The organism is Rhodococcus phenolicus, from assembly GCF_001646785.1.
Lineage (GTDB): Bacteria > Actinomycetota > Actinomycetes > Mycobacteriales > Mycobacteriaceae > Rhodococcus > Rhodococcus phenolicus.
Map to the genome: position 1 here is coordinate 1 of NZ_LRRH01000104.1, position 24,071 is coordinate 24,071.

Genomic DNA, 24,071 nt, shown 5'->3' on the forward strand with positions numbered 1-24,071 from the left:
GGGGAGGGGAGGGGAATCAGAGCTTGGCGCTGCGCAGCTCGTGGCCCTTCGACGTCTTGCAGCGGCCGCTCTCGAGATCCCACTGCCAGCCGTGGAGGTTGCAGGTCAGGGTCGTGCCGTCGACGACACCGAACTTCGACAGATCGGCCTTCAGGTGCGGGCAGCGGCGCTGGACCTCGTAGCCGCCGATCTCGACGGACGCCGAATCGTCGTGTGCCTCGGCGAACCAGCCGTCCGCGTACGCGATGCGCTCGTCGGTGAGGCACTTGAAGAACGTGTAGAGGAACTCGTTGTAGCCGCCGACACGCCACGCCGTGAACCGGGTGGACAGGAAGATCGTGTTGACCCAGTCCGGCTCGTCGTCGCGCAGCACCGTGCGCACCAGCTCCGGGGCGATGCGGAACCCGTAGCGGTACTTGCCCTCGCCCTCGATCGGTTCGCGGACGACCCGCTTCGGGAAGTCGAGCACGACGGTCTCGTCACCCATCACGAGCCCGACGGGGTAGCCGATGCCGTCGCAGATCAGATCGGACTGCGCCATGATCGGTTCGAACTTCGCCCTGAGCGCGCCGATCAGCGGTTCGCCCTCGGCCGGCGCCCACGTCGCCTTCTCGGCCGCGATGATCGGCGCGAAGCGCTGAGCCATCTCCTCGATGTACGCGGCCTTGTCCGTGAAGATCCGCTCGACCTGCTCGTCCGCGACCGGGTGCGTGAGCGTCATCTGCTCGCTGCCCGACAGGTCCACGACCGAACCCGGGATCATCAGCAGGCCACCGTCGCGACCGTGGATCCGCAGCTGCTCGAGGAACACCTGCTGGTCGGGGAAGATGTTGCCGACGTCGCCGTGATCGTCGTTGAGGTCGCGCAGGTCGTCGTCGAGGAACACCGGCGGGCCCGCCGACGGGACGATCCACGTCGCTCCGACCTGCTCGATGTAGGAGCGGCAGCGGTCCATGCCGCGCTGGCGCTTCTGCTTGCCGAAGTTGCGCTTCGTGCCGGCGGGGATGTCGTAGACCATCGGGTACCAGATGGCGCCCGAGTACTGCAACAGGTGGATGTCGATGTGCCCGAACGCGTCGAGCATCGGATCCATGTCGATGGGCCGGGCGTCGTTCATGTTGAACACGGTCGTCGTGCCGTCGGACACCACGAGACCGGAGTCGCCGATCGGGCCGTCGGCGGGCGCGCGCAGCGCGATGATCATGACGTCGAGACTGCCGGTCGGGAGCGGAGCCTGCGGGGCGATCTCGATGCCGGCTCCCGAGATCCGATGTTTGACCGAGTCGGTGGTCTCGAAGAACTTCGTGAAGCCGAGGGCTTCGAGCTCACGCTTCAGGTCCGGCACCGGATAGTCCGGCAGCAGCACCGTCGCGTCCTTGCTGACGTGCTCGCGCAGGGTCCCGGGGTCGAAATGGTCCTTGTGCAGATGCGAAACGTACAGGTAGTCGACGTCGCCGAGGGTATCCCAGTCGAGTTGGGTGTTGTCCGGGAACGGCACCCACGATGCGAAGTACGCGGGGTTGACCCACGGGTCGCACAGGATCGATCCCGCCTCGGTCCGGATGTGGAACCCTGCGTGTCCGACGCTGGTGATCTGCACTTCGTTGCCCTCCTGAACTGGCGACCGACGTGACCTCCAGGGTAGGCGGCGCGGTTCAGCTCACTTCGCCCAGGCAGTATCCGTTCGCTCCGGTTGTGACGAGCACCTCGAGATCGCGGGCCGTCCCGGCCTCCACCACGGGCACGGTCACGGCCGCGTACTCGTCGCTCATCGCCCAGAACGTCGCCGCTTCCGCATCGAACGACGTGACCTCGGCGAACACGTCCGGCTCGGACGCCAGCGGCGGCACCCCGGGCACTCCCGTCCCGTACGGATCCCAGGTCTCCCGCCCGTCGCACACCAGCGGATACCGCTGTTCGTTGTCGCCGGCGTCGACCGGGTTGCCGGTGGCGCGGTCGAGCGCACGCACGACGTTGTGGATCGCGTCGGTGCCGGTGAAGACGTCGTCGTCCGGTGCGCTCACGTACGGGCACGCGTAGCCGGAGGCGATCTCGCTGCGCAGCACCGACACGCGGATGTCGTCCGTGGTCCAGAACACCGTGTATCGACCGTCGCGGCCGGGCTGTGCGATCGCCGCGGTGATCGCATCGACGTCCGTGTACATGTCGCGGGCGTGCCCGGGGTCGACCGTCCAGCAGCGCGACGCGACGTCCGCGCCGGCGACGAGGTCGGTCGCCCACGCCCGCAGCGCGCCGGCCGCCTCCGGACTGCCGGGAACCTCGCCGATCGCCACCGCCGGCACGGCCGAGGTCGTGGCGGGCTCGGCGGTCTCGGGGGTGGTCTCGGCGGTCGCGGGCGGTTCGGGAATCTCGGTCGGCAGGCCGGATTGTCCGTCACCCGCACAACCGGCGACCGCGACGGTGACGACGGCCGCGCCGGCGAACGCGAGCAGACGGGACTTTCGGGAGACGACGAGCAATGGGGACACCCCTGACGAAATTGTGATCGGTGCAGTTTCCGTGGCTCCGGCTACGCTAGCCGTCGTGGAACCCTTCTACCGGACCATCATCGGCGTGGCACGCACCCTCTTCGCTGCGCAGGGCCTGAAGTTCACGATCACCGGTGAGGAGCACATCCCGGCGACCGGCGGCGCAGTCATCGCGATGAACCACACCGGGTACATGGACTTCACCTACGCGGGCATTCCGGCGCGCGCCACCAAGCGGTACATCCGTTTCATGGCGAAGAAGGAGGTCTTCGACAACAAGATCTCCGGGCCGATGATGCGCGCGATGAAGCACATCCCCGTGGACCGCGGCGCCGCCGGCGACTCCTACCGGCGTGCCGTCGAGGCGCTCCGCGCCGGTGAACTCGTCGGTGTGTTCCCCGAGGAGACGATCAGCCGCAGCTTCGAACTCAAGGAGTTCCGGTCCGGTGCGGCGCGTATGGCACTCGAGGCGGGCGTCCCCATCGTGCCGATGGTGATCTGGGGTTCGCAGCGGGTGTGGACAAAGGGCCATCCCAAGCGCCTCGGCCGGACGAACACGCCGATCGTCATCAAGGTCGGTGCCCCCATCACACCGACCGAAGCGACCGCGGAGACCACCGCGGAGTTGCACGCGGTGATGGAGACGATGCTGCACGAGGTGCAGCAGGGCTACCGGCACGAGGCGGGCGCCTACTGGGTCCCGCAGCGACTCGGCGGGTCGGCACCCAGCCGCGAGGCGGCCGACGCCGAGGACGCGCGCGTCGCCGCGGAACGTCGCGCCCGCAAGGAACGCGAACGCGCCGAACGCGAGGGACGCGCAGCCGACCCGGGCGCTCCGGGACAATAGCCGGGTGAGTGCACACGTTCCGAGCCTCGTCGCAACCGATGTCGACGGCACCCTGATCGACGACACCAACCGCGTGTCCGAACGGACTCGTGCCGCGGTGCACGCGGTCGTCGAATCGGGGACGCCGTTCGTGCTGGCCACGGGCCGGCCGCCGCGATGGATTCCGCCGGTCGTCGAGGAACTCGGGTACGCCCCGCTCGCCGTGTGCGCGAACGGCGCGGTGATCTACGACAGCGCGACCGACCGCATCCTCCACACGACGCTGCTGTCGGCCGAGGAGATGGCGTGGATCGCGGATGTCGCGCAAACGGCGCTGCCCGGGGCCGGGCTGGCCGCCGAGCGGGTCGCGGCGAGCGCCCACGACGCGGCGAGCCCGCAGTTCGTCAGTGCTCCCGGTTACGAGCACGCGTGGCTCAATCCCGACAACACCGAACTGGCCGAGCACGAGGTGGTCGCCGAGCCGGCCGTCAAACTGCTGATCCGGATGTCGGGGGCGTCGAGCCGGGAGATGGCCGAGGCGCTCGTCCCGGCCCTCGCCGGCCGGGTCGACCTGACCTATTCGACCGACAACGGCCTGATCGAGATCTCGGCGGCAGGCGTGACCAAGGCGGCCGGCCTGCGTGAGGCGGCCCGCCTGCTCGGGGTCGCCGCCGACGGGCTCGTGGCGTTCGGGGACATGCCCAACGACATTCCCATGCTGTCGATGGCCCGGCACGGTGTGGCCGTGGAGAACGCGCATCCCGACGCGAAGGCCGCCGCAGACGAAGTGACCGCCACCAACGCCGAGGACGGGGTTGCCCGTGTCCTCGAGCGCTGGTGGCGGCCGTGAGCTTCGCTCAGGGAGCGGGTGCCGGAGCTGCCTCGGGTGCCGGTGCTGCTTCGGGTGCCGGTGCCGGGGCGGGTGCTGCGTCCGCCGATGCGGCCTCGGTCGGGGGAGCGGTCCGCAGCGACTCCTCGTAGGCGTCGTTGTAGGCCCGCAGCACCTTCGTGACCGCGCCGGTGACCTCGTTGAAGATCAGCGACCCGAACTCGAAGTCCGATCGCCAGCCGTCGGGTACCCGGTACTCGTCGCTGGTCGGCAGGCCCAGCTCGCCCTCGTCGAGCCCGAACGCCTGCCACGCCTTGTAGATCTCGCCGAGAACCGTCCACACCCCGCCGTTCGGGGAGGTGTAGATCGCCCCGTTGACGAACTGGGCGTGCTGGAATCCGGACTTCGACTGCAGGATGCCCGACAGTGCGGCGCCCAGCCGTCCGACGTCGCCGCCCTCGGCGATCCACTTCTGGGCGAGCGGGGAGTTGTCGGTCAGTCGCAGCAACTCCGTGACCAGGCCCTGAGCGTTCTCCGCGGATCCGGTGGACGGAGCTCCGGCGGAGTTCGGCGGGACCGGGCTCGAGCCGTCGCTCGTGAGCAGCGAGGGGTCGGGCAGCGACGGACCGGCACCGGCCGCCGCGGCCGCGGCGATGTCGCGGATCTTGTTCATCTGGGCGTATCCGGCGTCGCCCGGACAACTGGTGTTGCCGACGTCGCGGTGCGCGAAGATGATCGGCAGATCGACGGCCGCGCCCTGCGGGTACGGCGTGAACGAGGTGCCCTCCGAGTACATGGTCGTGTGGCCCTTGGGATTCAGACCGGCCTTCGCGAGCCGCCACCCCAGGAACTTGCCGACCGCGTCGAGTGTCACCTGCGGCGGCGTCAGGCTGGAGTAGTCACCCATCATGGCGATGCCCACGGTGTTCTCGTTGAAGCCACCGGCGTGCGCGCCCTGGACGGGACGGTCGAGACCGCCGGCGCGGCCTTCGAAGATCTGGCCGTACTGGTCGACGAGCACGTTGTAGCCCACATCGCACCAGCCGAGGGTCTGGGCGTGGTACGCGTAGATGGCGCGGACGATCTCGGCGGACTCGGCCTTCGAGTAGTCGTTGCTGCCGGCCGTGTGATGCACGGTGGCGCCACCGAGGGAGTCGTCGTAGGTGGGCTCGTCGCAGCGCAGCGACTCGTCGGCGCCCCACTGGGCGCGGGTGATGACCTTCGGTCCGTTCCCGCCGATGGGCGAGGCGACGTCCGAGAGATGCGCGTCGCTCGGGCCGCTGCCCGGGTTGATGAGCACCGCGGTGACGTCGTCGGCGAGTGCGGCGGCGGGTTCCTGCGCGCGCAGCGGGCGTGACGACGACGCCGGGACGTACCCGAGGTCGGGGGCCGGGCCCTGCGGAGCAGCCACAGGAGCCTCGGCGGGCACGGGGCCCTCGGCCGGGACGGGCGCGGGCGCTTCGGCGGGAGCAGGCGCAGGCGCCTCGGCGCCGGCGAGCGTGGGTTCGGGTCCGGGACGCGGCGTGAGCAGCACCTGCACCGCGCGCGTGAGGCCGACATAGATCGGCTCGGTACCGCCGCGGGTGTCGGAGGCGGTGTCCGTCCGGCTCGACTCGATCGGGTCGGTCTTCGTCCACGGGCTCCAGGTGCCGTCCTCGTGCTGGGAGCGGATCAGCGCGTCGGTCGCGGCCACGTCGCGGGCGGCCAGCGCGACCATGCTGAACGGGTTGTCGCCGCTGATCTCCTTGACGGTGGCACCGATTCGATCGACGAGTCCCGTGGCGTCCGGGTTCGGTGCCGGTGTGACAGCGGGCAGGCCTTCGACGAGTTCCTTGACGCTGAGGTCCGGAAGGTTGAGGCCGGTCAGATCCTGAAGCGGAATGACGACGTCGGGTGCGTTCGCGAGAACGACCTCGGCGATCTGTGGTGCGATCGCGGCGATCGCATCCGTGGTTTCGTTCGCGGCGCGGACGTCGGACGTTCCGTTCGTCATGCCGGACACGGCGAACGGAGTGGCGACAGCCAGGGCTGCGACGGCACCCAGGACGATCGACGGCTTTGGGCGGCGATGCGGCACTGTTGCTTCTCCCCTAAGTGTGTCGGCGTTCCAGTGTTCGGTGTTTCTTCTGTCAGCTGCTCCGGGCGGGTCTCAACGGACCGAATACTCCGTCACGAACCCGATCCGCGTGGCGAATCGGCCTCATATTTGTGCAACTTGTGATTCTCATGTGACTGGTGTGTCTGTTGTTGCCTTGTCCAGTCACTCTTGCCACACTAGTCGCAGTAAACCTTAAGCCTCAACCTGAGCTTGAGGATTGGTCTCGAATGTCCGATCGTGCGAACTGTTCGTTCGCGCGGCACCCCGGAGTGCGACAACGAGGGAGCGCAGCGCATGTCACGACAGCCGAACCGACGCAGGGGACGAATCCGCAGGAGCCGCATCATCGTCGGCCGGCCGTTCCGCGCCGGCTGGAAGCCCGCGGTCGCCCGGGCGGCGACGCTCGGTCTCGCGCCCGCCCTGCTGATCGGGGCCACGGTCGGCGGCATCGCACACGTGCGGTCCGGCGCACCCGCGGTCGAACAGGCCGTCGCCGCCGACACCCCCTTCACGTTCAGCGGGTACGGACACGGCCACGGCCGCGGCATGGGTCAGTGGGGCGCGTACGGATACGCACAGGAGGGCTGGACCGCCGAAAGGATCGTCGGGCACTACTACGGCGGCACCTCGCTCGGCACCGTCGACGTCTCGCCGATCGCCGTGCGGCTCGTGTCCCAGGACGACGTGCCCCTCGCCGTGTATTCCGACGCCGGGCTCGTCGTCGCAGGTCAGCAGGTCGGTGCCGGCGACGCCGCGCATCTGACGCCCACCGCGGACGGCGGCGCCGACGTCGTCGTGACCGCCGGCTGCTCGGGTGAGGTCCGCTGGCAGGGCCGCGCCGACCTGCCCTGGGTGGACCCCGTCGATCTCGGTGAGGACCGGCCCGCGAACGAGCACCTGAAGCTGTGCGCCGACGGCACGGCCTACCGCGGTGCCATCGGCGTGGTGCTCGACGGCAACGCCGCCCGCACCGTCAACCGCCTGTCCGTCGAGGACTACCTGCGCGCCGTCGTTCCGGTCGAGTCGCTGCCCGGCTGGGCCGACACCGGTGGCGCCGAAGCCCTGCGCGCCCAGGCCATCGCCGCACGCTCCTACGCGCTCGCCGAGCAGCGCCACGAGAAGTGGCAGACGTGCGACACGCAGAGCTGCCAGGTGTACGGCGGTTCGGCCAAGGAGGACCCGCGCACCGACGACGCCGTGCGCACCACCCGCGGGATGGTGCTGCTGCGGGACGGCCAGGTCGTGCGCACCGAATTCTCCGCGTCGACCGGCGGGTACAGCGCGGGCGGCGACTTCCCGTCCGTCGAGGACCTCGGTGACAAGGTGGCACCGAACCAGCAGTGGGCGAAGACGTTGACCGCCGGTGAGATCGGGAACGCGTTCGGGGTCGGCGAACTGCAGAACTTCGAGGTGCTGACCCGCAACAATCTCGGTGCCGACGGGGGCCGCGTCACCCGGGTCCGGGTGGTCGGAGCCGACCGCTCCATCGAGACCACGGGCGCCGAGGCCCGCGCCAAGCTGGGGCTGCGATCCGACTGGTTCACCGTGAACGAGGGCGCGGAGTCGGCCGTTCCGCCGAGCACCCCTGCGCCCGAGACGGGCCCGGAGGTCGCCATCACCCCGTTCGGAACCGACCAGAGCCCCGCCATCCAGGAGAAGTACAACGAACTCGGCGGGGTCGCGAGCGAACTCGGCTCGCCCGTCGGACCCGAACTGATGCTGCCCGACGAGCGCGGCAAGTTCCAGGTGTTCACCAACGGGGTCATCCTGTGGACCCCGGAATTCGGTGCCCAGGTGTTCGACGCATCCATCCTGCGGGAGTGGCTGCCGGGGACCGGTAGCGCCGAATAGACACGGAAGGTGGAGCGGCCGCCGTCGGGTTCGACTCGACGGCGGCCGCTTTTTCGTCCCTTGACATTGACGCAGCGTCAAGATGCACGCTGGATGCCACGAGGAAGGGAACGCCGTGGCACAGCGTGAATGGTCCATCCAGGAACTGGCCCGCGCGGCCGGGACCACCAGCCGGACCCTCCGGCACTACGGCGACGTGGGCGTGCTCCACCCGAGCCGGACGGGGGCGAACGGGATGCGCTTCTACGACCGCGACGCCCTGGTACTGCTGCAACGGATCCTGCTCCTGCGGGAACTCGGACTCGGACTGCCCGCGATCCGCGAAGTCGTCGCCGGGCAGGCCGACACCACCGGCGCGTTGCGCACCCACCTCGAGTTGCTCGAACACGAGCAGCGCCGACTGAGCCGCCGCATCGAGGCGGTGCGCACGACCATCCGCAAGACGGAAGCAGGTGAGGAACTGATGGCCGAGGAAGTGTTCGACGGGTTCGACCACACGCAGTACCGCGACGAGGTGATCGACCGGTGGGGCCGCGACGCCTACGAGAGCAGCGACCGCTGGTGGCGGGACATGACGGACGAACAGCGCCGCGACTGGAAGACGGTCGCCGAACGGCTCGGGGCGGACTGGACGGCGGCGGCGCAGGCGGGTCTCGACCCCGCCGGCGACCGCGGTCTCGAACTCGCCCGACGGCACGTCGAGTGGCTGGGTTCGATCCCCGGGACCCCCGGCTACGGCAACCCCGAACCCGATCGGGGTTACGTGCTGGGACTGGCCGACATGTACGTCGCCGACGAGCGGTTCGCGGCGAACTACGGCGGCACCGCAGGTGCCGAATTCGTGCGCGCTGCGCTGCGTGCTCTGCTCGCCTGACGTGCGTGTTTCCGGTAGCTCCTGCTACCGGAAACACGCACGGCCGCGGCGGTCGCCTACCCTGGTCTTCCGTGACTGCTGCATCAGCGCCCCAGCCCTCCACCGGTGACTACGACCTCGTCGTCGTCGGATCCGGATTTTTCGGACTGACGATCGCCGAGCGCGCCGCAACGCAGCTCGGAAAGCGCGTTCTGGTCGTCGAACGCCGTCATCATCTCGGTGGCAACGCCTACTCCGAACCCGAGCCGGAAACGGGTATCGAGGTCCACAAGTACGGCGCCCACCTGTTCCACACGTCGAACAAGCGGGTGTGGGACTACGTCAACCTCTTCACCGACTTCACCGGGTACCAGCACCGCGTGTTCGCGATGCACGACGGCCAGGCCTACCAGTTCCCGATGGGCCTGGGCCTGGTGTCGCAGTTCTTCGGCAGGTACTTCACCCCGGACGAGGCCCGCGCCCTGATCAAGGAGCAGGCCGCCGAGATCGACGGCAAGGACGCCCGGAACTTCGAGGAGAAGGCCATCTCCCTGATCGGTCGCCCGCTCTACGAGGCGTTCGTGAAGGCGTACACCGCCAAGCAGTGGCAGACGGATCCGAAGGAGTTGCCCGCCGGCAACATCACCCGGCTCCCGGTCCGGTACACGTTCGACAACCGCTACTTCAACGACACCTACGAGGGTCTGCCCGTCGAGGGCTACACCGCGTGGCTCGAGAACATGGCGAAGGACGACAAGATCGACGTCCGGCTGAACACCGACTGGTTCGAGGTGCGCGACGAGATCCGCGCGGCCAGCCCGGACGCGCCCGTCGTCTACACCGGCCCGCTGGACCGTTACTTCGACTACGCCGAGGGCAAGCTCGGCTGGCGCACCCTGGACTTCGAGACCGAGGTGCTGCCCACCGGTGATTTCCAGGGCACGCCGGTCATGAACTACAACGACGCGGACGTCCCCTACACCCGCATCCACGAGTTCCGGCACTTCCACCCGGAGCGCGACACGTACCCGGCGGACAAGACGGTGATCATGCGCGAGTTCTCGCGTGCCGCCGGCGACGACGACGAGCCGTACTACCCGATCAACACGCCGGAGGATCGCGAGAAGCTCACCGCCTACCGCGACCGCGCCAAGCGCGAAGCGGCGGAGAACCACGTGCTGTTCGGTGGCCGCCTGGGCACCTACCAGTACCTGGACATGCACATGGCGATCGCCAGCGCGCTGAGCATGTTCGACAACACCCTCGTGCCGTTCTTCGAATCCGGTGTCCCAGTATCGGGGGACGCATCGTGAGCGTGGGGGAACTCGAGGAGAACACCGTGAACCCGGACAGCGCGGCGCCGCTCGGCAAGTCGCTGCTGCAGCGCATCATCCTGCCGCGGCCCGGTGAGCCGCTCGACGTGCGCACCCTCTACCTGGAGGAGTCGCCGACCAACGCCCGGCGCGCGCACGCCCAGACCCGCACGACGCTGAGCATCGGCGCGGAGTCCGAGGTCTCGCTGTGCACCTACTTCAACGCGTTCCCCGCAAGCTACTGGCGGCGCTGGAGCACGCTCGACTCCGTCGTGCTGCGCCTCGAGCTGTCCGGGCACGGCCGCGTCGACATCTACCGGAGCAAGGCCGACTCGAGCCGCATCCACGTGCAGGGCCGGGAGTTCACGGCCGCCGGTGACGCGACCACCGTCGTCGAACTCGACACCGATCTCGGTCCGTTCGAGGACGGCGGCTGGATCTGGTTCGACATCACCACCGACACCGAGGTCACGCTCGTCGCAGCCGGCTGGTACGCGCCGGTCGAGGCCCCCGGCAGGGCCTCCGTCGCGGTCGGTATCCCGACCTTCAACCGGCCCGCCGACTGCGTGAAGGCGCTGCGGGCACTCGCGTCGGACCCGCTGGTCATGGACGTCGTCGACGCTGTGATCATTCCCGACCAGGGCACCCGCAAGGTCCGCGATCAGGACGATTTCGCCGAGGCCGCCGCGCCGTTCGGTGACCGGCTGGTCATCCACGACCAGGCCAACCTCGGCGGGTCCGGCGGGTACAGCCGGATCATGTACGAGGCGCTCGCAACGACCGACGCTCCGTACATCCTGTTCATGGACGACGACATCGAGATCGAGCCGGACTCGGTGCTGCGCGCACTGGCCCTGTCGCGGTTCGCGAAGACCCCGATGCTCGTCGGCGGCCAGATGCTCAACCTGCAGGAGCGCAGCCACCTCCACACGATGGGCGAGGTCGTGAACCGATCCGTCTTCATGTGGTCGGCCGCCCCGAACGTCGAATACGATCACGACTTCTCCACCAAGCCGCTGCGCGACCGGGAGAACTCCAAGTTGCTGCACCGGCGCATCGACGTCGACTTCAACGGCTGGTGGATGTGCATGATCCCGCGTGTCGTCGCGGAGCAGATCGGGCAGCCGTTGCCCCTGTTCATCAAGTGGGACGACGCCGAGTACGGGCTGCGTGCCCGCGCCGCCGGCTACCCGACGGTGACGATGCCCGGCGCCGCGATCTGGCACATGGCGTGGTCCGACAAGGACGACGCGATCGACTGGCAGGCGTACTTCCACCTGCGCAACCGGCTCGTCGTCGCGGCGCTGCACATGCCCGGCGACGGCCGGGGGCTGGTGCTCGACACGGTCAAAGCGACGATCAAGCACCTCGTGTGCCTCGAGTACTCGACCGTTGCGATCCAGAACAAGGCCATCGAGGACTTCCTCGCGGGCCCGGACGGCCTGTTCGACCTGCTTCCGAAGGCTCTCGGCCAGGTGCACGCGCTGCGCAGGAACTTCCCCGACGCGGTGGTGCTGCCGTCGTCGACGGAGCTGCCGTTGCCGTCCGGTGCCGATGTCGGTGCCGTCGGGCAGCCGCGCGGACCGATAGGGAAGCTCTCGCGGCTCGCGAAGGGCGTGGTGCACAACCTGCGCCCGGCCACCGGTGCCCACCACGAGCAGCCGCAGCTGAACGTGCCGACGATCGATGCCCGCTGGTTCCTGCTGTCGCAGGTGGACGGTGTGACCGTCACCACCGCGGACGGGCGCGGCGTCGTCTACCGTAAGCGCGACCGCGCGCAGGCCGGGGCACTGTTGTCCGAGGCGCTGCGGCTGCGGCGCGAGCTGGCACGACGGTTCCCGGAGCTGAAGAAGCAGTACCAGGATGCGGTTCCTGCCCTGACGAGCAAGGAGGAGTGGGAACGTGTCTTCGCTGTCGAGCAGTGACGGAGCCACTGCCCGGAAGACCACCGAAGCCTGGAAGAGCACCGACGCGGAGATCCAGATCCTGCAGGCCGTGCAGGCCACGGTCGGTGCGCGCCCGCAGGCGATCGCGATCGCGCGCGGCATGTCCCACTTCGGTGAGCACGCCCTCGGCTGGGCCGCGATCGGTGGAGTCGGCGCACTCGTCGACCGTCGCCGACGCCGTCAGTGGGCGGGCGTCGCGGTCGGAGCGATCGGAGCGCACGCCGCGTCGATCGCCGTCAAGCGCGTCGTTCGGCGGCCGCGCCCCGACGACCCGACGGTCGCGGTGAACGTGTCGACGCCGAGCCGGTTGAGCTTTCCGTCCTCGCACGCCACCTCCACGACCGCGGCCGCGGTCCTGCTGGGCCGGCTGACCGGGCTACCCTTGCCCGCGGTACTCGTCCCGCCGATGCTGCTGTCCCGACTGGTCCTCGGTGTGCACTACCCGACGGATGTCCTGGCCGGTGCAGCACTCGGGGCGGCCTCGGCCGCTGCGGTCGTGCGGGCAGAAAAGAAGTTTGGAGAACGATGAGCGAGGAACCGGCAACCGTCACCGGGCCACCACAGAGCCTGCCCGCAGGCATCGTCAAGGCCGTGCGGCCCCGCCAGTGGGTCAAGAACGTGCTGGTGCTCGCAGCGCCGCTCGCTGCGGGTTCGGCCACCGACCTCGACGTCCTCGGCCCGGTCGCGCTGGCCTTCGTCGTCTTCTGCATGGCGGCCTCGGGCATCTATCTGGTCAACGACGCGATGGACGTCGAAGCCGACCGTGCGCACCCGACGAAGAGGTTCCGGCCGATCGCCGCGGGCGTCGTCCCGGTCAATCTGGCATTCGGCCTGGCCACGGTGTTGCTGATCGGATCGATCGGACTCTCGTTCCTCGCGAACTGGCAGCTCGCGGTCGTGATGGCCGTGTACATCGGCATCCAGCTCGCGTACTGCTTCGGGCTCAAGCATCAGGCCGTGCTCGACATCTGCATCGTCTCGTCCGGGTTCCTGATCCGCGCGATCGCCGGTGGCGTCGCGGCGGGGATCCCGCTGTCCCAGTGGTTCCTGCTGATCATGGCGTTCGGTTCGCTGTTCATGGCGGCCGGTAAGCGGTACGCCGAACTGCGCCTGGCCAACAAGACCGGCGCGAAGATCCGCAAATCGCTCGAGTACTACACCGAGACCTACCTGCGATTCGTGTGGACGCTCTCGGCGACCGCAGTCGTCATCTGCTACGGCCTGTGGGCGTTCGAGCGCGACATGCTGGCCGAGTCGAACTGGTTCGCCATCTCGATGATCCCGTTCGTCGTCGCGATCCTGCGGTACGCGGTCGACGTCGACGGCGGCGAGGCGGGGGAGCCGGAGGAGATCGCCCTCGGCGATCGGGTTCTGCAGTTGCTCGCGATCGTGTGGATCGTGGTGGTCGGTGGTGCTGTCTACCTCTTCTGACGTCGCTGCGGACGTCGACCCGTCGGCGCGGCAGGGCCGACCGGCCCACCGCGTTCCCGGAGTTCCCGGGCTGTCCCGAGGCGTGTTCGCCGCGGGTGTCGTCGTCACCGGCGTGCTCATGTTCTGGGGTGCGTGGGAACGTCGCTGGATCGCAGACGACGGCCTGATCGTGCTGCGCACGGTCCGCAACCTGCTGGCCGGCAACGGCCCGGTGTTCAACATCGGGGAACGCGTGGAGGCCAACACGTCGACGCTGTGGACGTACCTGGTCTACGGGTTCGGCTGGTTGACCGGGGCGCGGCTCGAGTACGTCGTGCTGGGACTGGCGCTGGTGCTGTCGACCGCGGCGGTGGTCGTCGCGATGTTCGGCACCGCGAGGCTCTACCGCTGGCGGCTGAGGGGCGCCGGCGGCACGCTGTTGCTGCTCCCCGCGGGCATGCTCGTCTACATCGCGGTTCCGCCGGCGCGTGATTTCGCGACGTCCGGCCTCGAAAGCTGCCTGGTGATCTTCTGGATCGGACTGGTGTGGCTGCTCATGATGCGCTGGGCGACCACCGAGACGCCCGGCACCACCGCGGTGCTCGGGACGGCGTTCGTCGCCGGGCTCGGGCCTCTGGTCCGGCCCGAACTCGCGATCCTGGCAGCCGTCGCGCTGGCGATGCTGTTCCTCGCCGCCGACCAGACGTGGCGCCGGCGGGTGGCGATGGTCGTGGTCGCGGGTGCCGTTCCGGTGGCCTACCAGATCTGGCGCATGGGCTACTACGGCCTTCCCTACCCGAACACCGCCGTCTCGAAGGACGCGGGCGGTGCCAAATGGGCACAGGGCTTCGAATACCTGGGCAACCTCGTCAGCCCGTACCTGCTGTGGTTCCCGCTGCTCCTCCTGCTGATCGTGGCGGCCGTGATGCTCACGACGACGCATCCGGACGGCGCGACCGTCCGCGACCGTGTGCGCGGCATCGCATCCACCGATGCGCGGACCCTCCTCGGGCAAGGGCAGCGCGCGCTGCGCAGCCCCACCGCCGTGGTCGTGTTCGCGCTGGGCAGCGGTGTGCTGCTCGCGCTGTACTCGTTGCGCGTCGGTGGCGATTTCATGCACGGCCGGGTGCTGCTGCCGCCGTTGTTCTGCCTTCTCGTTCCCGTCGCGGTGGTGCCGTTGCGCCTGCCCGAGCACGGTGAGCCGCGCCGCGCGACGACGATCGCCGGTGCCATCGGCGCGCTGTGGCTCGGCACGGTCGTGTGGTCGGCGTTCGCCGCCGGGACGACGGGCATGACCGAGGGCGCGGTCGTCGGCCGGTCCGGCATCGTCGACGAACGCGCCTTCTACGCCCTGAACACCGGGCACGCGCATCCCATCCGCGCCGAGGACTACCTGGACTATCCGCGGATGCGGGCGATGGTCGAGGCGATCGGGAACACGCCGAACGGCGGGTTGCTGTTGCCGACCCCGTCGTTCGACGCATGGGACGTCGTGCCGCCGCCGGAACCGATCCCGCCGGGCGGGGCCGGGCACACCGTCTTCTTCCTCAACCTGGGAATGACGAGCATGAACGTGCCGCTCGATGTGCGGGTGATCGATCAGATGGGCCTGGCCTACCCGCTGGCCGCGCACACCGAACGGCTCGAGGACGGCCGCATCGGGCACGACAAGGTGCTGTACCCGGACTGGGTGGTCGCGGATTCGGGGATGGTGAACCTGCACCCCTGGCTGCCCGGGTACCTCGACGAAGACTGGGTGGCGCAGGCCGAAGTGGCTCTGACGTGTCCGCAGACGCAGGAGGTGCTCGATTCGTCGCGCGGGGAGCTGACGTGGCCACTGTTCAAGCGGAACCTCCGCAACGCGTTCGAATACGCGGGCTACCGCTTCGACCGGGTGCCCAAGTACGAGATCGAACGCTGCGGCCTCGAACTGCCCCCGCCGCGGGGTTGAATTCGCGGCACCGCCGCGGGGTTGAATTCGCGGCACCGCCGCGGGTGCTGAATTCGCGGCACCGCCGCGGGTGCTGAATTCGCGGCACCGCCGCGCGGGTGAAATCACGGGTCACATCAAGATCGTTCGCTTGGGTTTCGAGTCCGATCTCGATAGGATCACGCCGCGTAACGAGTCGATAACGGTCCACGGTGTGTGACCGGAGCTTCGTGTCGGCTTTCGTCCCGTGACCAGCGGGACGGAGGGTTTGTCAGAGCTCCCGTAGTCATTTACAGTCTTGACCGCAGTGTGACTTGTGGCGCCCGCTCCGCGGCCGCCACCGCCGGAATCCGACGGGGAACGCGTAGGCGGACGCCGCAGATCGAGAAAGTGAGCATTGTTCATGCGTTTAGTCCCGAGGTTGTCGCAGCGCCTCCGCAGCCGGGTGCTCGGCACCGCTGCCGCCGCGCTCGTGCTGCCGGTCGCTGCCGGTGTCGCCGGAACCACCGCGGCGGTGGCCGCCCCCGCGCAGTCCGCTCCGATCGCTCACAGTGCGCCGGCCGGCGGCTTCGAGGAAGTCTTCGTCGACTCCGACATGGGCCCGATCAAGGTGCAGATCCAGTGGGCTGCCCGTGGTGGCGACGCCGCGCTGTACCTGCTCGACGGCCTGCGTGCCCGGGACGACGCGAACGCCTGGACGTTCGAGACGAACGCGCTCACCCAGTTCGCCAACGACAACGTCTCGCTCATCATGCCGGTCGGCGGTGAGTCGAGCTTCTACACCGACTGGTACTCGCCCAGCAACCTCAACGGCCAGGACGTCACCTACAAGTGGGAGACCTTCCTGACCCAGCAGCTTCCCGAGTACCTCGCCACGCGCGGTGTCTCGCCGAACAACAACGGCATCCTGGGCCTGTCGATGGGTGGTTCCGCCGCTCTGACGCTGGCCGCCTACCACCGCGACCAGTTCAAGTTCGCGTCGTCGCTGTCGGGCTACCTGAACCTGTCCGCACCGGGCATGCGTGAGGCGATCCGTGTCGCGATGCTCGACGCCGGCCGCTACAACGTCGACTCGATGTGGGGCCCGCCGTGGAGCCCGGCCTGGCTGCGCAACGACCCGTTCGTCTTCGCGCCGAAGCTCGAGGGCCTGTCGCTGTACATCTCGGCGGCCAGCGGCCTGCCCGGACAGCACGACAACCCAAAGGGCCTGACCGGCTTCTACAACACCGGTAACGCCATGGGCCTCGAGGCGCTGTCCCTCGTCCAGACCCGCGCGTTCCAGGTCAAGCTGGCCACGCTCGGCATCGATGCTTCGTTCGACTTCCCGGCCCGCGGCACCCACGCGTGGAAGTACTGGGAGGACCAGCTCTGGAAGGCTCGCCCGCAGATCCTGGATGCGCTGAACGCGCACTGACGCCGGACGCTCGCCGGCGCACACTGCCGGCCACCATGCCGCCCGATCACCCCGCACGGGGTGGCCGGGCGGCATGTGCCGTTGTGAACAATTTTCTCACCCGTCACAGCGCGCCGTCACCGATCCGGGGGCTTTCCCGTGTACAAACGATCCTCGGACGCAGTGGAAGCGACCTTCGAACGCGGAGCGGTCACAAATCCGGATACGAAGTGTGCACACGACCTTCGGAAGTGGCCCGGCTCCCGCGAACGGCCCGGCAACGCAGGAAGTGAGCGATGCACATGCGAACAGTGATCGGCGGTCCCCGAGTGAAACGACGCATCCTGGGCGCGCTCGCCGCGGCGCTGGTCGCGCCGATTGCGGCGGGACTGACCACCGTCGCGGTCGCATCCGCGGAACCGGCCCTGACCGGCCCTGCCACCGCGCAGGCCCCGGCCTCGGGCATCACCGTCCAACGTGTCGACCGGCTGACGGATCGCCGTGTCGCACTGTGGATCGACTCCCCGTCGATGGGGACACCGATCCAGGTTCAGCTGCTGCTGGCGCGGGACTGGAACATCCGGCCCGACGCGACCTTCCCCGTCGTGTACATGCTCGACGGCATGCGCGCCCGCGACGACGAGAACGGCTGGACCCTCGAGACGGACGCCGAGTCGTTCTTCGCGGACAAGAACGTCAACGTCGTGCTGCCCGTCGGCGGGCAGTCCAGCTTCTACTCGGACTGGGTGGACCAGAACAACGGGCAGACCTACAAGTGGGAGACGTTCCTCACCAAGGAACTTCCCCAGGTGCTCGAGCGGGACTGGCGGTCCACGAGCACCCGCGGGGTCGTGGGCCTGTCCATGGGCGGCACCGCCGCCATGTTCCTGCCCGCGCGCAATCCCGGGTTCTTCCAGTTCGCGGCGTCGCTGTCGGGCATCCTCACCACGACGACCCTGGGTATGCCCGAGGCAATCGGGTATGCGATGCAGGATGCCGGTGGATTCGACGTCGATGCCATGTGGGGCCCGCCCGGTAGCGAGATCTGGGAGTCCCACGATCCGTATCTGCTCGCCGAGAAGCTGCGCGGCGTGAGCCTGTACGTCTCGAGCGGCAGCGGCAGTACCGGCCCGTACGACCAGCCCTCGGGCGTTCCCGGGGTGAGCACCAACTATGCGGGCATGGGACTCGAGATCCTGTCGCGGCTGACCTCGCAGGCGTTCGCCACCAAGCTCAACAAGATCGGTGTCCCCGCTCAGGTCGTGTACCGCCCGTCGGGCACCCACTCGTGGCCGTACTGGGAGTTCGAGCTGCATCAGCTCTGGCCTCAGCTGGCGAACACGCTCGGCGTGCCGGTGGACAAGCCGTCGTGCTCGGCGGCCGGGACGATCGGCGACACCGCCGCGGCCAACCAGTGGCTCGGTGACTGCGTCACGCCCGAGTACCAGGTCGCGGGTGGGCGGGTACAGGACTTCCGGTTCGGCCGGGTCTTCGCGTCCGACGCGGGCACCTTCCCGGTCGCCGGCGCGATCGGCGGCGCCTACCAGGGCGCCGGCGGTCCGGCGGGCCCGCTCGGCTTCCCCAGGACGTGGGAGAACGGCACCCCCGACGGTCGCGGCCGGTTCAACCACTTCCAGCACGGCTCGATCTACTGGACCCCGCAGACCGGGGCTCACGCGATCCGCGGTGCGATCCTCGACGAATGGGCGCGGCAGGGCTGGGAGGGTGGCCCACTCGGCTATCCGGTGCTCGACGAGGTCGCGACGCCCAACAAGCCGGGTGTCGTCCAGGGCTTCGAGATCGGCGCGATGTACTGGAGCGAGCCCACCGGCGCCCACTCCGTGCAGGGCATGATCATGGGCAAGTACGGCGAGCTGGGTTACGAGAACGGCTGGCTCGGCTTCCCGAAGACCGGTGAGATCCCCGTCAAGGACGGTGGCCGCTTCAACGAGTTCGAGGGCGGCAACATCTACTGGAGTCCGCTGACCGGCGCCTGGCCGGTGCGCAACGGCCCGATCTTCGACGCCTGGAAGGACGCCGGATACGAGAACGGCCGCCTGGGCTTCCCGATCAGCGACGAGTTCCCGATCGCGGGCGGTGTCCAGCAGAACTTCCAGGGCGGGTTCGTCACCCGCGTCGGTGACGCCACCACGGTGAGCCCCTAGGACCGGTCTCGACCGTCACGGTCGGCTGCGCCTATCGTCGGGCGGTGATCGGAGCCACGGCTCCGGTCACCGCCCCGGCGCTCTCTGTAGCCTGGGGCGGTGCCGGCCCAGGCCGTTGGCCGGCCGACGACACTGTTCGCCCCCAGACCGTTCGCTCACGACACCGGATGCGAGGACACCACCACATGCCTGCACGGACCCGTTCGCGCTCGACCCGTGTGGTCGGCGCCTGCGCCGCCGCACTGACCGCCGCCGCTCTACTGGGCGCGTGCGGAAGCGACGATTCCACCGCGACGAGCACCCCTTCGGCAACGACGACGTCCGCGGCGGCCGCGTCCACCTCGGCATCCGCGACGGCGACGACGGGTGCCGAGACGTCGGGAACGGCGTCGACCGAGGCCGACGCTCCCGTGACGACCCCCGGCGAAGCCGCGACCGCACCGCCGGCCGAGCCCCAGACCGCGCCGGGATTCCCCGGCCCGACCGAGGTTCCAGCCGACGCGCGGGACGCGGCGTTCCTCGATGCGCTGCGTGCCGAGGGCGTGGAGCCCTCCGGTGACGGCAGCAGCGCGATCAACACCGCCAACTACATCTGCGGCGCGGTCGCGCAGGGCGGCACCGACGAGGAGATCAAGACGATCGTCACCGCGCTGGTCGGCAGCGACGCCGTCGCCGCGGGTGTCGAGATCACCGAGGAGCAGGCCGGGCAGACCGCGGACGTCTACATCGCCACCGCCCGCTCGACCTACTGCAGCTAGGGGATTCACAGCATGATGGCCAGGACGAACAAGAGGCGCGGACGCGTCGCCGTCGTGATCGTTGCGCTTCTCGTCCTGGTCGTCGTGCTGGGGCTGTGGTACATCCTGGCCGGGCGCCTGCCCGCGCCGGGCCCGTCGGTGCCGCCGTCGCCGGAGCCGCCGCAGTCGCAGCCCGCGGAGTGTCCCGACGTTCAGGTTGTCGCGGTGCCCGGCACGTGGGAATCCGCGGTCGGCGACGACCCGTACAACCCCACGGCCAATCCGTATTCGTTGATGCTGAACGTGACTCGGCCGCTGCAGCAGCAGTTCGATCCGCAGCGCGCGGATGTCTACACGGTGCCGTACGTCGCGCAGTTCTCGAATCCCATCGCGCTGCCGCCGGACGGTCAGCAGTCCTACAACAACAGCCGTACCGCCGGTACTGCGGCGACGGAAGACATTCTGACCCGCCGTTTCGCCGAGTGCCCACTCACGTCGTACATCCTGACGGGCTTCTCCCAGGGCGCGGTCATCGCCGGGGACGTCGCGGCGAAGATCGGGGCCGGGAACGGTCCGGTTCCCGCGGATCGTGTGCTCGGTGTCGCCCTCATCGCCGACGGCAGGCGCGACCCCGATGCGGCCCCGACCGTCGGGCCGCCGGTCGCGGGGGTGGGAGCCGAGTTGTCGCTGGCCGGGCTGAAGTTGCCGGGTATCACCATGACCGGTGCCCGGCCGGGCGGGTTCGGTGCACTCGGCGACCGGACCGTGCAGATCTGCGCGCCCACCGACGGCATCTGCGATGCACCGCCGGACGCCCTGAATCCGGGCAATCTGCTCGCGAGTGCGCCGCGCCTGCTCGAGTACCACAACAATCCGGTGCACGCGATGTACAACACGTTCGTCGTCGACGACGCCGGCACCACGTCGACGCAGTGGGTCGTGGACTGGGCGGCCGAGAAGATCGATGCCGCACCGGCTCCGCCGGAAGAGTGATCCACCAGCGGGGTTACCGGACGGTAGTGTCGGTGGTCACGACCCGATACAATCTCTCCACCGTCGGCACTTAGACTCGACAATCGGCTGCGTCCGGAGTGTCCGGGCCGTGGCGCACGGACACCGCACACTGGAGAGAAGGTTCGATGAGTGCCACCGACGGCTCCGCAGCACTTCAGCCGCGGAAGTTTCGCTTCGCCGCCGGTGGTGAGGGCAACGCCGAGGAAGGCGGAGCCAGGCGGTTCGTCAAGCTCGCTCAGCGGGCCGAGGAACTCGGCTACGACAGCTTCATGATTCCGGATCACCTGGGGAACCAGGTCGGCCCCATCGCCGCGCTCGGTGCCCTCGCTGTGGCGACCGACAGGATCCGGATCGGCACCGCCATGCTCGCGAACGGGTTCCGGCATCCCGCGATCCTCGCGAAGGACGCCGCGACCATCGATGTGCTCTCCGGCGGCCGGCTCGAACTCGGACTCGGGGCGGGCTGGATGAAGGAAGAGTTCGACAAGGCCGGGATCGCCTACGACCGTCCCGGCGTGCGGATCGAGAAGCTCGAGGAGACACTGCAGATCCTCGACGTCCTGCTGCGCGGCCGGGAGTGCACGTTCGAGGGCGAGCACTACCGCATCGACGGACTCAAGGGCAGCCCGCGGCCGCGTCAGGGACCGCGACCGCCGATCGCGGTGGGCGGTGGCGGGCCGCGCATGCTCGCGCTCGCCGCCCGGTACGCCGACATCATCTCGGTGGCACCACCGACGAACAGTGACGGCAGATTGCTGCTGTCCGGCATCACGATGGACAGCACGATCGAGCGCGTCGAAGTGATCCGCCGGGCGGCCGGGGATCGTTTCGCCGACATCGAGTTGAACTGGACTATCACCATGATTCTCGTCACCGACGACAAGCAGCAGGCTGCGGAGATGGCGCTGGGTGCACTCGACCAGGGATTTCCCCCGAACATCCAGGTCGACACCCGCCTGACGGTCGACGACATCCTCGAATCCCCCTATCTGGCAATCGGTTCGCACGAGGAGATCGCCGATCGGATTCGTGCCGTGCGCGCGAAGACCGGCATGTCCTACGTCGGCGTCTTCCCGACCCAGATGGAGGCGTTCGCGCCGGTGATTCCCCTGCTCGCGGGGGAATGACGCAATGAGGATCTGTAACATATTCGTGATCTCGGACCGATGAATCGGTCCGACAGGTTGCACGTTCGCATGCGACGGAGCTGCGAAGGTGCCACTGTCCGTGTAGCGCGAACGAACGAATCGCGAAGTAATGAACGGGGCGCAACCATGTCGGGTGGTTGTGGGATCGCTTCGACAGGGAGAAGGAATTGAGCGTCGGTTTCGAAGAGTTCATCGATGAGAACGGTCGGATCGTTCTGCCCGAGGGCAACACGCTGCTCGATCACCTCGAGCAGCACACGTACGGCAACGGCGACGATCTCGCATACCGCTACATCGATTACTCCCGCGAGCGCGACGGAGAGGTACACGAGCTGACGTGGCAGCAGTTCGGTGTGCGGATGCGCGCGATCGCGTCCCGCCTCCAGCAGGTCACCAAGCCGGGCGACCGTGTCGCGATCCTCGCCCCCCAGGGCCTGGACTACGTCGTTTCGTTCTTCGCTGCGATCTACGCCGGTGCCATCGCGGTGCCGCTGTTCGATCCGGACGAGCCCGGCCACACCGACCGCCTGCACGCGGTTCTCGGCGACTGCACGCCCAGCGCGATCCTGACGGCGACATCGTCCGCCGCGGGTGTCCGTCAGTTCTTCCGTCCGCTGCCGGCCGCGGAACGCCCCCGGGTCATCGCCGTCGACGCCATCCCGGATTCGGTCGCCGACACCTGGACACGACCGGAGATCGCGACCGACGACATCGCCTACCTGCAGTACACCTCGGGCTCGACCCGGGTCCCGGCCGGCGTGGAGATCACCCACCGGTCCGTGCTCACCAACGTCGTGCAGATGGCCGACTCGATCGAGCTCAACGAGACCTCCCGCGGCGTGACCTGGCTTCCGCTGTTCCACGACATGGGTCTGCTCACCGTGATCCTGCCCGCGATCGGCGGCAAGTACATCACCATCATGAGCCCGCGCGCGTTCGTGGCCCGGCCCGGCCGGTGGATCCGCGAACTGGCCGCCGTCTCGGACGGCGCCGGCACGTTCGCGGCCGCCCCGAACTTCGCGTTCGAGCACGCCGCCGCGCGCGGCCTGCCCAAGGCGGGGGAGACCCTCGACCTCTCCAACGTGATCGGGCTGATCAACGGCAGCGAGCCGGTGACCACCTCGTCGATGCGCAAGTTCAACGAGGCGTTCGCCCCGTACGGCCTGCCGAAGACCGCGATCAAGCCGTCGTACGGCATGGCGGAGGCGACCCTGTTCGTGTCCTCCACCAAGCACAGCGACGAAGCGAAGGTCATCTATGTCGACCGCAACGAGCTCAATGCCGGCCGGATCGTGAAGGTGGACCGGGAAGCGCCGGGCGCGATCGCGCAGGTGTCCTGCGGCTACGTCGCACGCAGCCAGTGGGCGGCGATCGTCGACGCCGAGACCGGGGCCGAGGTTCCCGACGAGCGCGTCGGGGAGATCTGGCTGCACGGTGACAACATCGGCATCGGCTACTGGGGTCGCAAGGACGAGACCGACGAGACCTTCCACAACCGGATCACGTCCCGCCTGGACGAGAACAGTCACGCCGAGGGCACCGCGCCCGAGGCCAACTGGCTGCGCACCGGCGACTACGGCGTCTACATCGACGGCGAGCTCTACATCACCGGCCGCGTCAAGGACCTGGTGATCGTGGACGGCCGCAACCACTATCCGCAGGACATCGAGTTCTCCGCGCAGGAGGCCAGCACGTCGCTGCGTCCCGGCTTCATCGCGGCGTTCGCGGTCCCGGCCAACCAGCTTCCGAGCGACGTGTTCGAGAACGAGGCGTCGGGCCTGAAGTTCGACGCCGACGACGCGTCCGAACAGCTCGTGATCGTCGCCGAGCGCGGCCCGGGGGCCGGCAAAGCGGATCCGCAGCCGATCGCCGATTCGGTGCGCGCTGCGATCTCGACCCGCCACGGTGTGACGGCACGCGACATCCTGCTGGTTCCGGCCGGGTCGATCCCGCGCACGTCCAGCGGCAAGATCGCCCGCCGCGCCTGCAAGGCCGCCTACATCGAGGGAACTCTGCGCGGGGGTTATCAGCAGCAGGCATTCCCCGATAGCGTGTAACAATTGTTCTCT

18 protein-coding genes are annotated in these 24,071 nt (G+C 68.8%); 15 read left to right on the plus strand and 3 right to left on the minus strand.

All coding sequences use genetic code 11. The features are described from left to right. Positions 1–16: 16 nt before the first annotated feature. Complete coding sequence (locus tag A8G15_RS24625; RefSeq protein ID WP_068165617.1) at positions 17–1,600, minus strand: Rieske 2Fe-2S domain-containing protein; 1,584 nt, start codon at positions 1,598–1,600, stop codon at positions 17–19. Between the two features lie 55 nt (positions 1,601–1,655). Beyond that, positions 1,656–2,489: a hypothetical protein gene (locus A8G15_RS24630; protein ID WP_245687987.1), complete on the minus strand. Its 834-nt coding sequence runs from the start codon at positions 2,487–2,489 to the stop codon at positions 1,656–1,658. Between the two features lie 55 nt (positions 2,490–2,544). On the opposite strand from A8G15_RS24630, the gene A8G15_RS24635 reads away from it, so the two are divergent. Both A8G15_RS24635 and A8G15_RS24640 read left to right on the plus strand, forming a co-directional pair. Beyond that, a complete protein-coding gene (locus A8G15_RS24635; RefSeq protein WP_068165619.1) occupies positions 2,545–3,336 on the plus strand; it encodes a lysophospholipid acyltransferase family protein in 792 nt (263 codons plus the stop codon). A 4-nt stretch (positions 3,337–3,340) separates the two neighbouring features. Then, a complete protein-coding gene (locus tag A8G15_RS24640) occupies positions 3,341–4,165 on the plus strand; it encodes a Cof-type HAD-IIB family hydrolase (RefSeq protein ID WP_068165621.1) in 825 nt (274 codons plus the stop codon). 7 nt (positions 4,166–4,172) lie between these two features. Here the strand turns inward: A8G15_RS24640 and A8G15_RS24645 are convergent, their stop codons facing one another. Beyond that, positions 4,173–6,221 (minus strand): N-acetylmuramoyl-L-alanine amidase, encoded by a 2,049-nt coding sequence (locus A8G15_RS24645; RefSeq protein WP_068165622.1) that lies wholly within the window; start codon positions 6,219–6,221, stop codon positions 4,173–4,175. A 315-nt stretch (positions 6,222–6,536) separates the two neighbouring features. Here A8G15_RS24645 and A8G15_RS24650 point away from each other — a divergent pair, with 315 nt between their 5' ends. The 13 genes from A8G15_RS24650 to fadD32 all read left to right on the plus strand — a co-directional run bounded on the left by A8G15_RS24650 (position 6,537) and on the right by fadD32 (position 24,059). Continuing rightward, positions 6,537–8,093, plus strand: a complete 1,557-nt coding sequence (locus tag A8G15_RS24650) for a SpoIID/LytB domain-containing protein (protein WP_068165646.1) — start codon at positions 6,537–6,539, stop codon at positions 8,091–8,093. Positions 8,094–8,175: 82 nt separating this feature from the next. Beyond that, entirely contained in the window at positions 8,176–8,967 is a 792-nt protein-coding gene (locus A8G15_RS24655; protein WP_068165623.1) for a MerR family transcriptional regulator, read from the plus strand. A gap of 71 nt (positions 8,968–9,038) precedes the next feature. Continuing rightward, on the plus strand, positions 9,039–10,259 hold the full coding sequence (gene glf, locus A8G15_RS24660) for a UDP-galactopyranose mutase (protein ID WP_068165625.1): 1,221 nt from the start codon (positions 9,039–9,041) through the stop codon (positions 10,257–10,259). Positions 10,260–10,261: 2 nt separating this feature from the next. After that, entirely contained in the window at positions 10,262–12,184 is a 1,923-nt protein-coding gene (locus tag A8G15_RS24665; protein ID WP_156665541.1) for a glycosyltransferase, read from the plus strand. Positions 12,185–12,236: 52 nt separating this feature from the next. Continuing rightward, positions 12,237–12,734 (plus strand): phosphatase PAP2 family protein, encoded by a 498-nt coding sequence (locus A8G15_RS24670; protein WP_068165648.1) that lies wholly within the window; start codon positions 12,237–12,239, stop codon positions 12,732–12,734. Beyond that, on the plus strand, positions 12,731–13,636 hold the full coding sequence (locus A8G15_RS24675; protein WP_068165627.1) for a decaprenyl-phosphate phosphoribosyltransferase: 906 nt from the start codon (positions 12,731–12,733) through the stop codon (positions 13,634–13,636). The genes A8G15_RS24670 and A8G15_RS24675 overlap by 4 nt, the downstream gene beginning before the upstream one ends. Continuing rightward, on the plus strand, positions 13,614–15,566 hold the full coding sequence (locus tag A8G15_RS24680) for an arabinofuranosyltransferase AftB family protein (RefSeq protein ID WP_082900145.1): 1,953 nt from the start codon (positions 13,614–13,616) through the stop codon (positions 15,564–15,566). The genes A8G15_RS24675 and A8G15_RS24680 overlap by 23 nt, the downstream gene beginning before the upstream one ends. 382 nt (positions 15,567–15,948) lie before the next feature. Next, entirely contained in the window at positions 15,949–16,959 is a 1,011-nt protein-coding gene (locus tag A8G15_RS24685; RefSeq protein ID WP_068165630.1) for an alpha/beta hydrolase, read from the plus strand. A gap of 281 nt (positions 16,960–17,240) precedes the next feature. Continuing rightward, positions 17,241–19,103: an alpha/beta hydrolase-fold protein gene (locus A8G15_RS24690; RefSeq protein ID WP_156665542.1), complete on the plus strand. Its 1,863-nt coding sequence runs from the start codon at positions 17,241–17,243 to the stop codon at positions 19,101–19,103. A 185-nt stretch (positions 19,104–19,288) separates the two neighbouring features. Further along, positions 19,289–19,861: a DUF732 domain-containing protein gene (locus tag A8G15_RS24695; RefSeq protein WP_068165633.1), complete on the plus strand. Its 573-nt coding sequence runs from the start codon at positions 19,289–19,291 to the stop codon at positions 19,859–19,861. A 15-nt stretch (positions 19,862–19,876) separates the two neighbouring features. Next, positions 19,877–20,833, plus strand: a complete 957-nt coding sequence (locus tag A8G15_RS24700) for a cutinase family protein (protein ID WP_068165651.1) — start codon at positions 19,877–19,879, stop codon at positions 20,831–20,833. Between the two features lie 146 nt (positions 20,834–20,979). Continuing rightward, positions 20,980–21,981, plus strand: coding sequence for an LLM class F420-dependent oxidoreductase (locus A8G15_RS24705; protein ID WP_068165652.1), 1,002 nt, complete (start codon positions 20,980–20,982; stop codon positions 21,979–21,981). 188 nt (positions 21,982–22,169) lie between these two features. Then, positions 22,170–24,059 carry a long-chain-fatty-acid--AMP ligase FadD32 gene (fadD32, locus tag A8G15_RS24710; RefSeq protein WP_068165634.1) on the plus strand — a complete coding sequence of 630 codons (1,890 nt, stop codon included), beginning with the start codon at positions 22,170–22,172 and terminating at the stop codon, positions 24,057–24,059. Positions 24,060–24,071 lie beyond the last annotated feature (12 nt).

What these genes read in the sequence shown, in the direction of transcription:
- A8G15_RS24650 (WP_068165646.1), top strand. Translation starts at nt 6,537, where the DNA reads ATGTCACGACAGCCGAACCGACGCAGGGGACGAATCCGCAGGAGCCGC.
- A8G15_RS24655 (WP_068165623.1), top strand. Translation starts at nt 8,176, where the DNA reads ATGCACGCTGGATGCCACGAGGAAGGGAACGCCGTGGCACAGCGTGAA.
- A8G15_RS24690 (WP_156665542.1), top strand. Translation starts at nt 17,241, where the DNA reads ATGCGAACAGTGATCGGCGGTCCCCGAGTGAAACGACGCATCCTGGGC.
- A8G15_RS24705 (WP_068165652.1), top strand. Translation starts at nt 20,980, where the DNA reads ATGAGTGCCACCGACGGCTCCGCAGCACTTCAGCCGCGGAAGTTTCGC.
- A8G15_RS24700 (WP_068165651.1), top strand. Translation starts at nt 19,877, where the DNA reads ATGGCCAGGACGAACAAGAGGCGCGGACGCGTCGCCGTCGTGATCGTT.
- A8G15_RS24695 (WP_068165633.1), top strand. Translation starts at nt 19,289, where the DNA reads ATGCCTGCACGGACCCGTTCGCGCTCGACCCGTGTGGTCGGCGCCTGC.
- A8G15_RS24685 (WP_068165630.1), top strand. Translation starts at nt 15,949, where the DNA reads ATGCGTTTAGTCCCGAGGTTGTCGCAGCGCCTCCGCAGCCGGGTGCTC.
- A8G15_RS24675 (WP_068165627.1), top strand. Translation starts at nt 12,731, where the DNA reads ATGAGCGAGGAACCGGCAACCGTCACCGGGCCACCACAGAGCCTGCCC.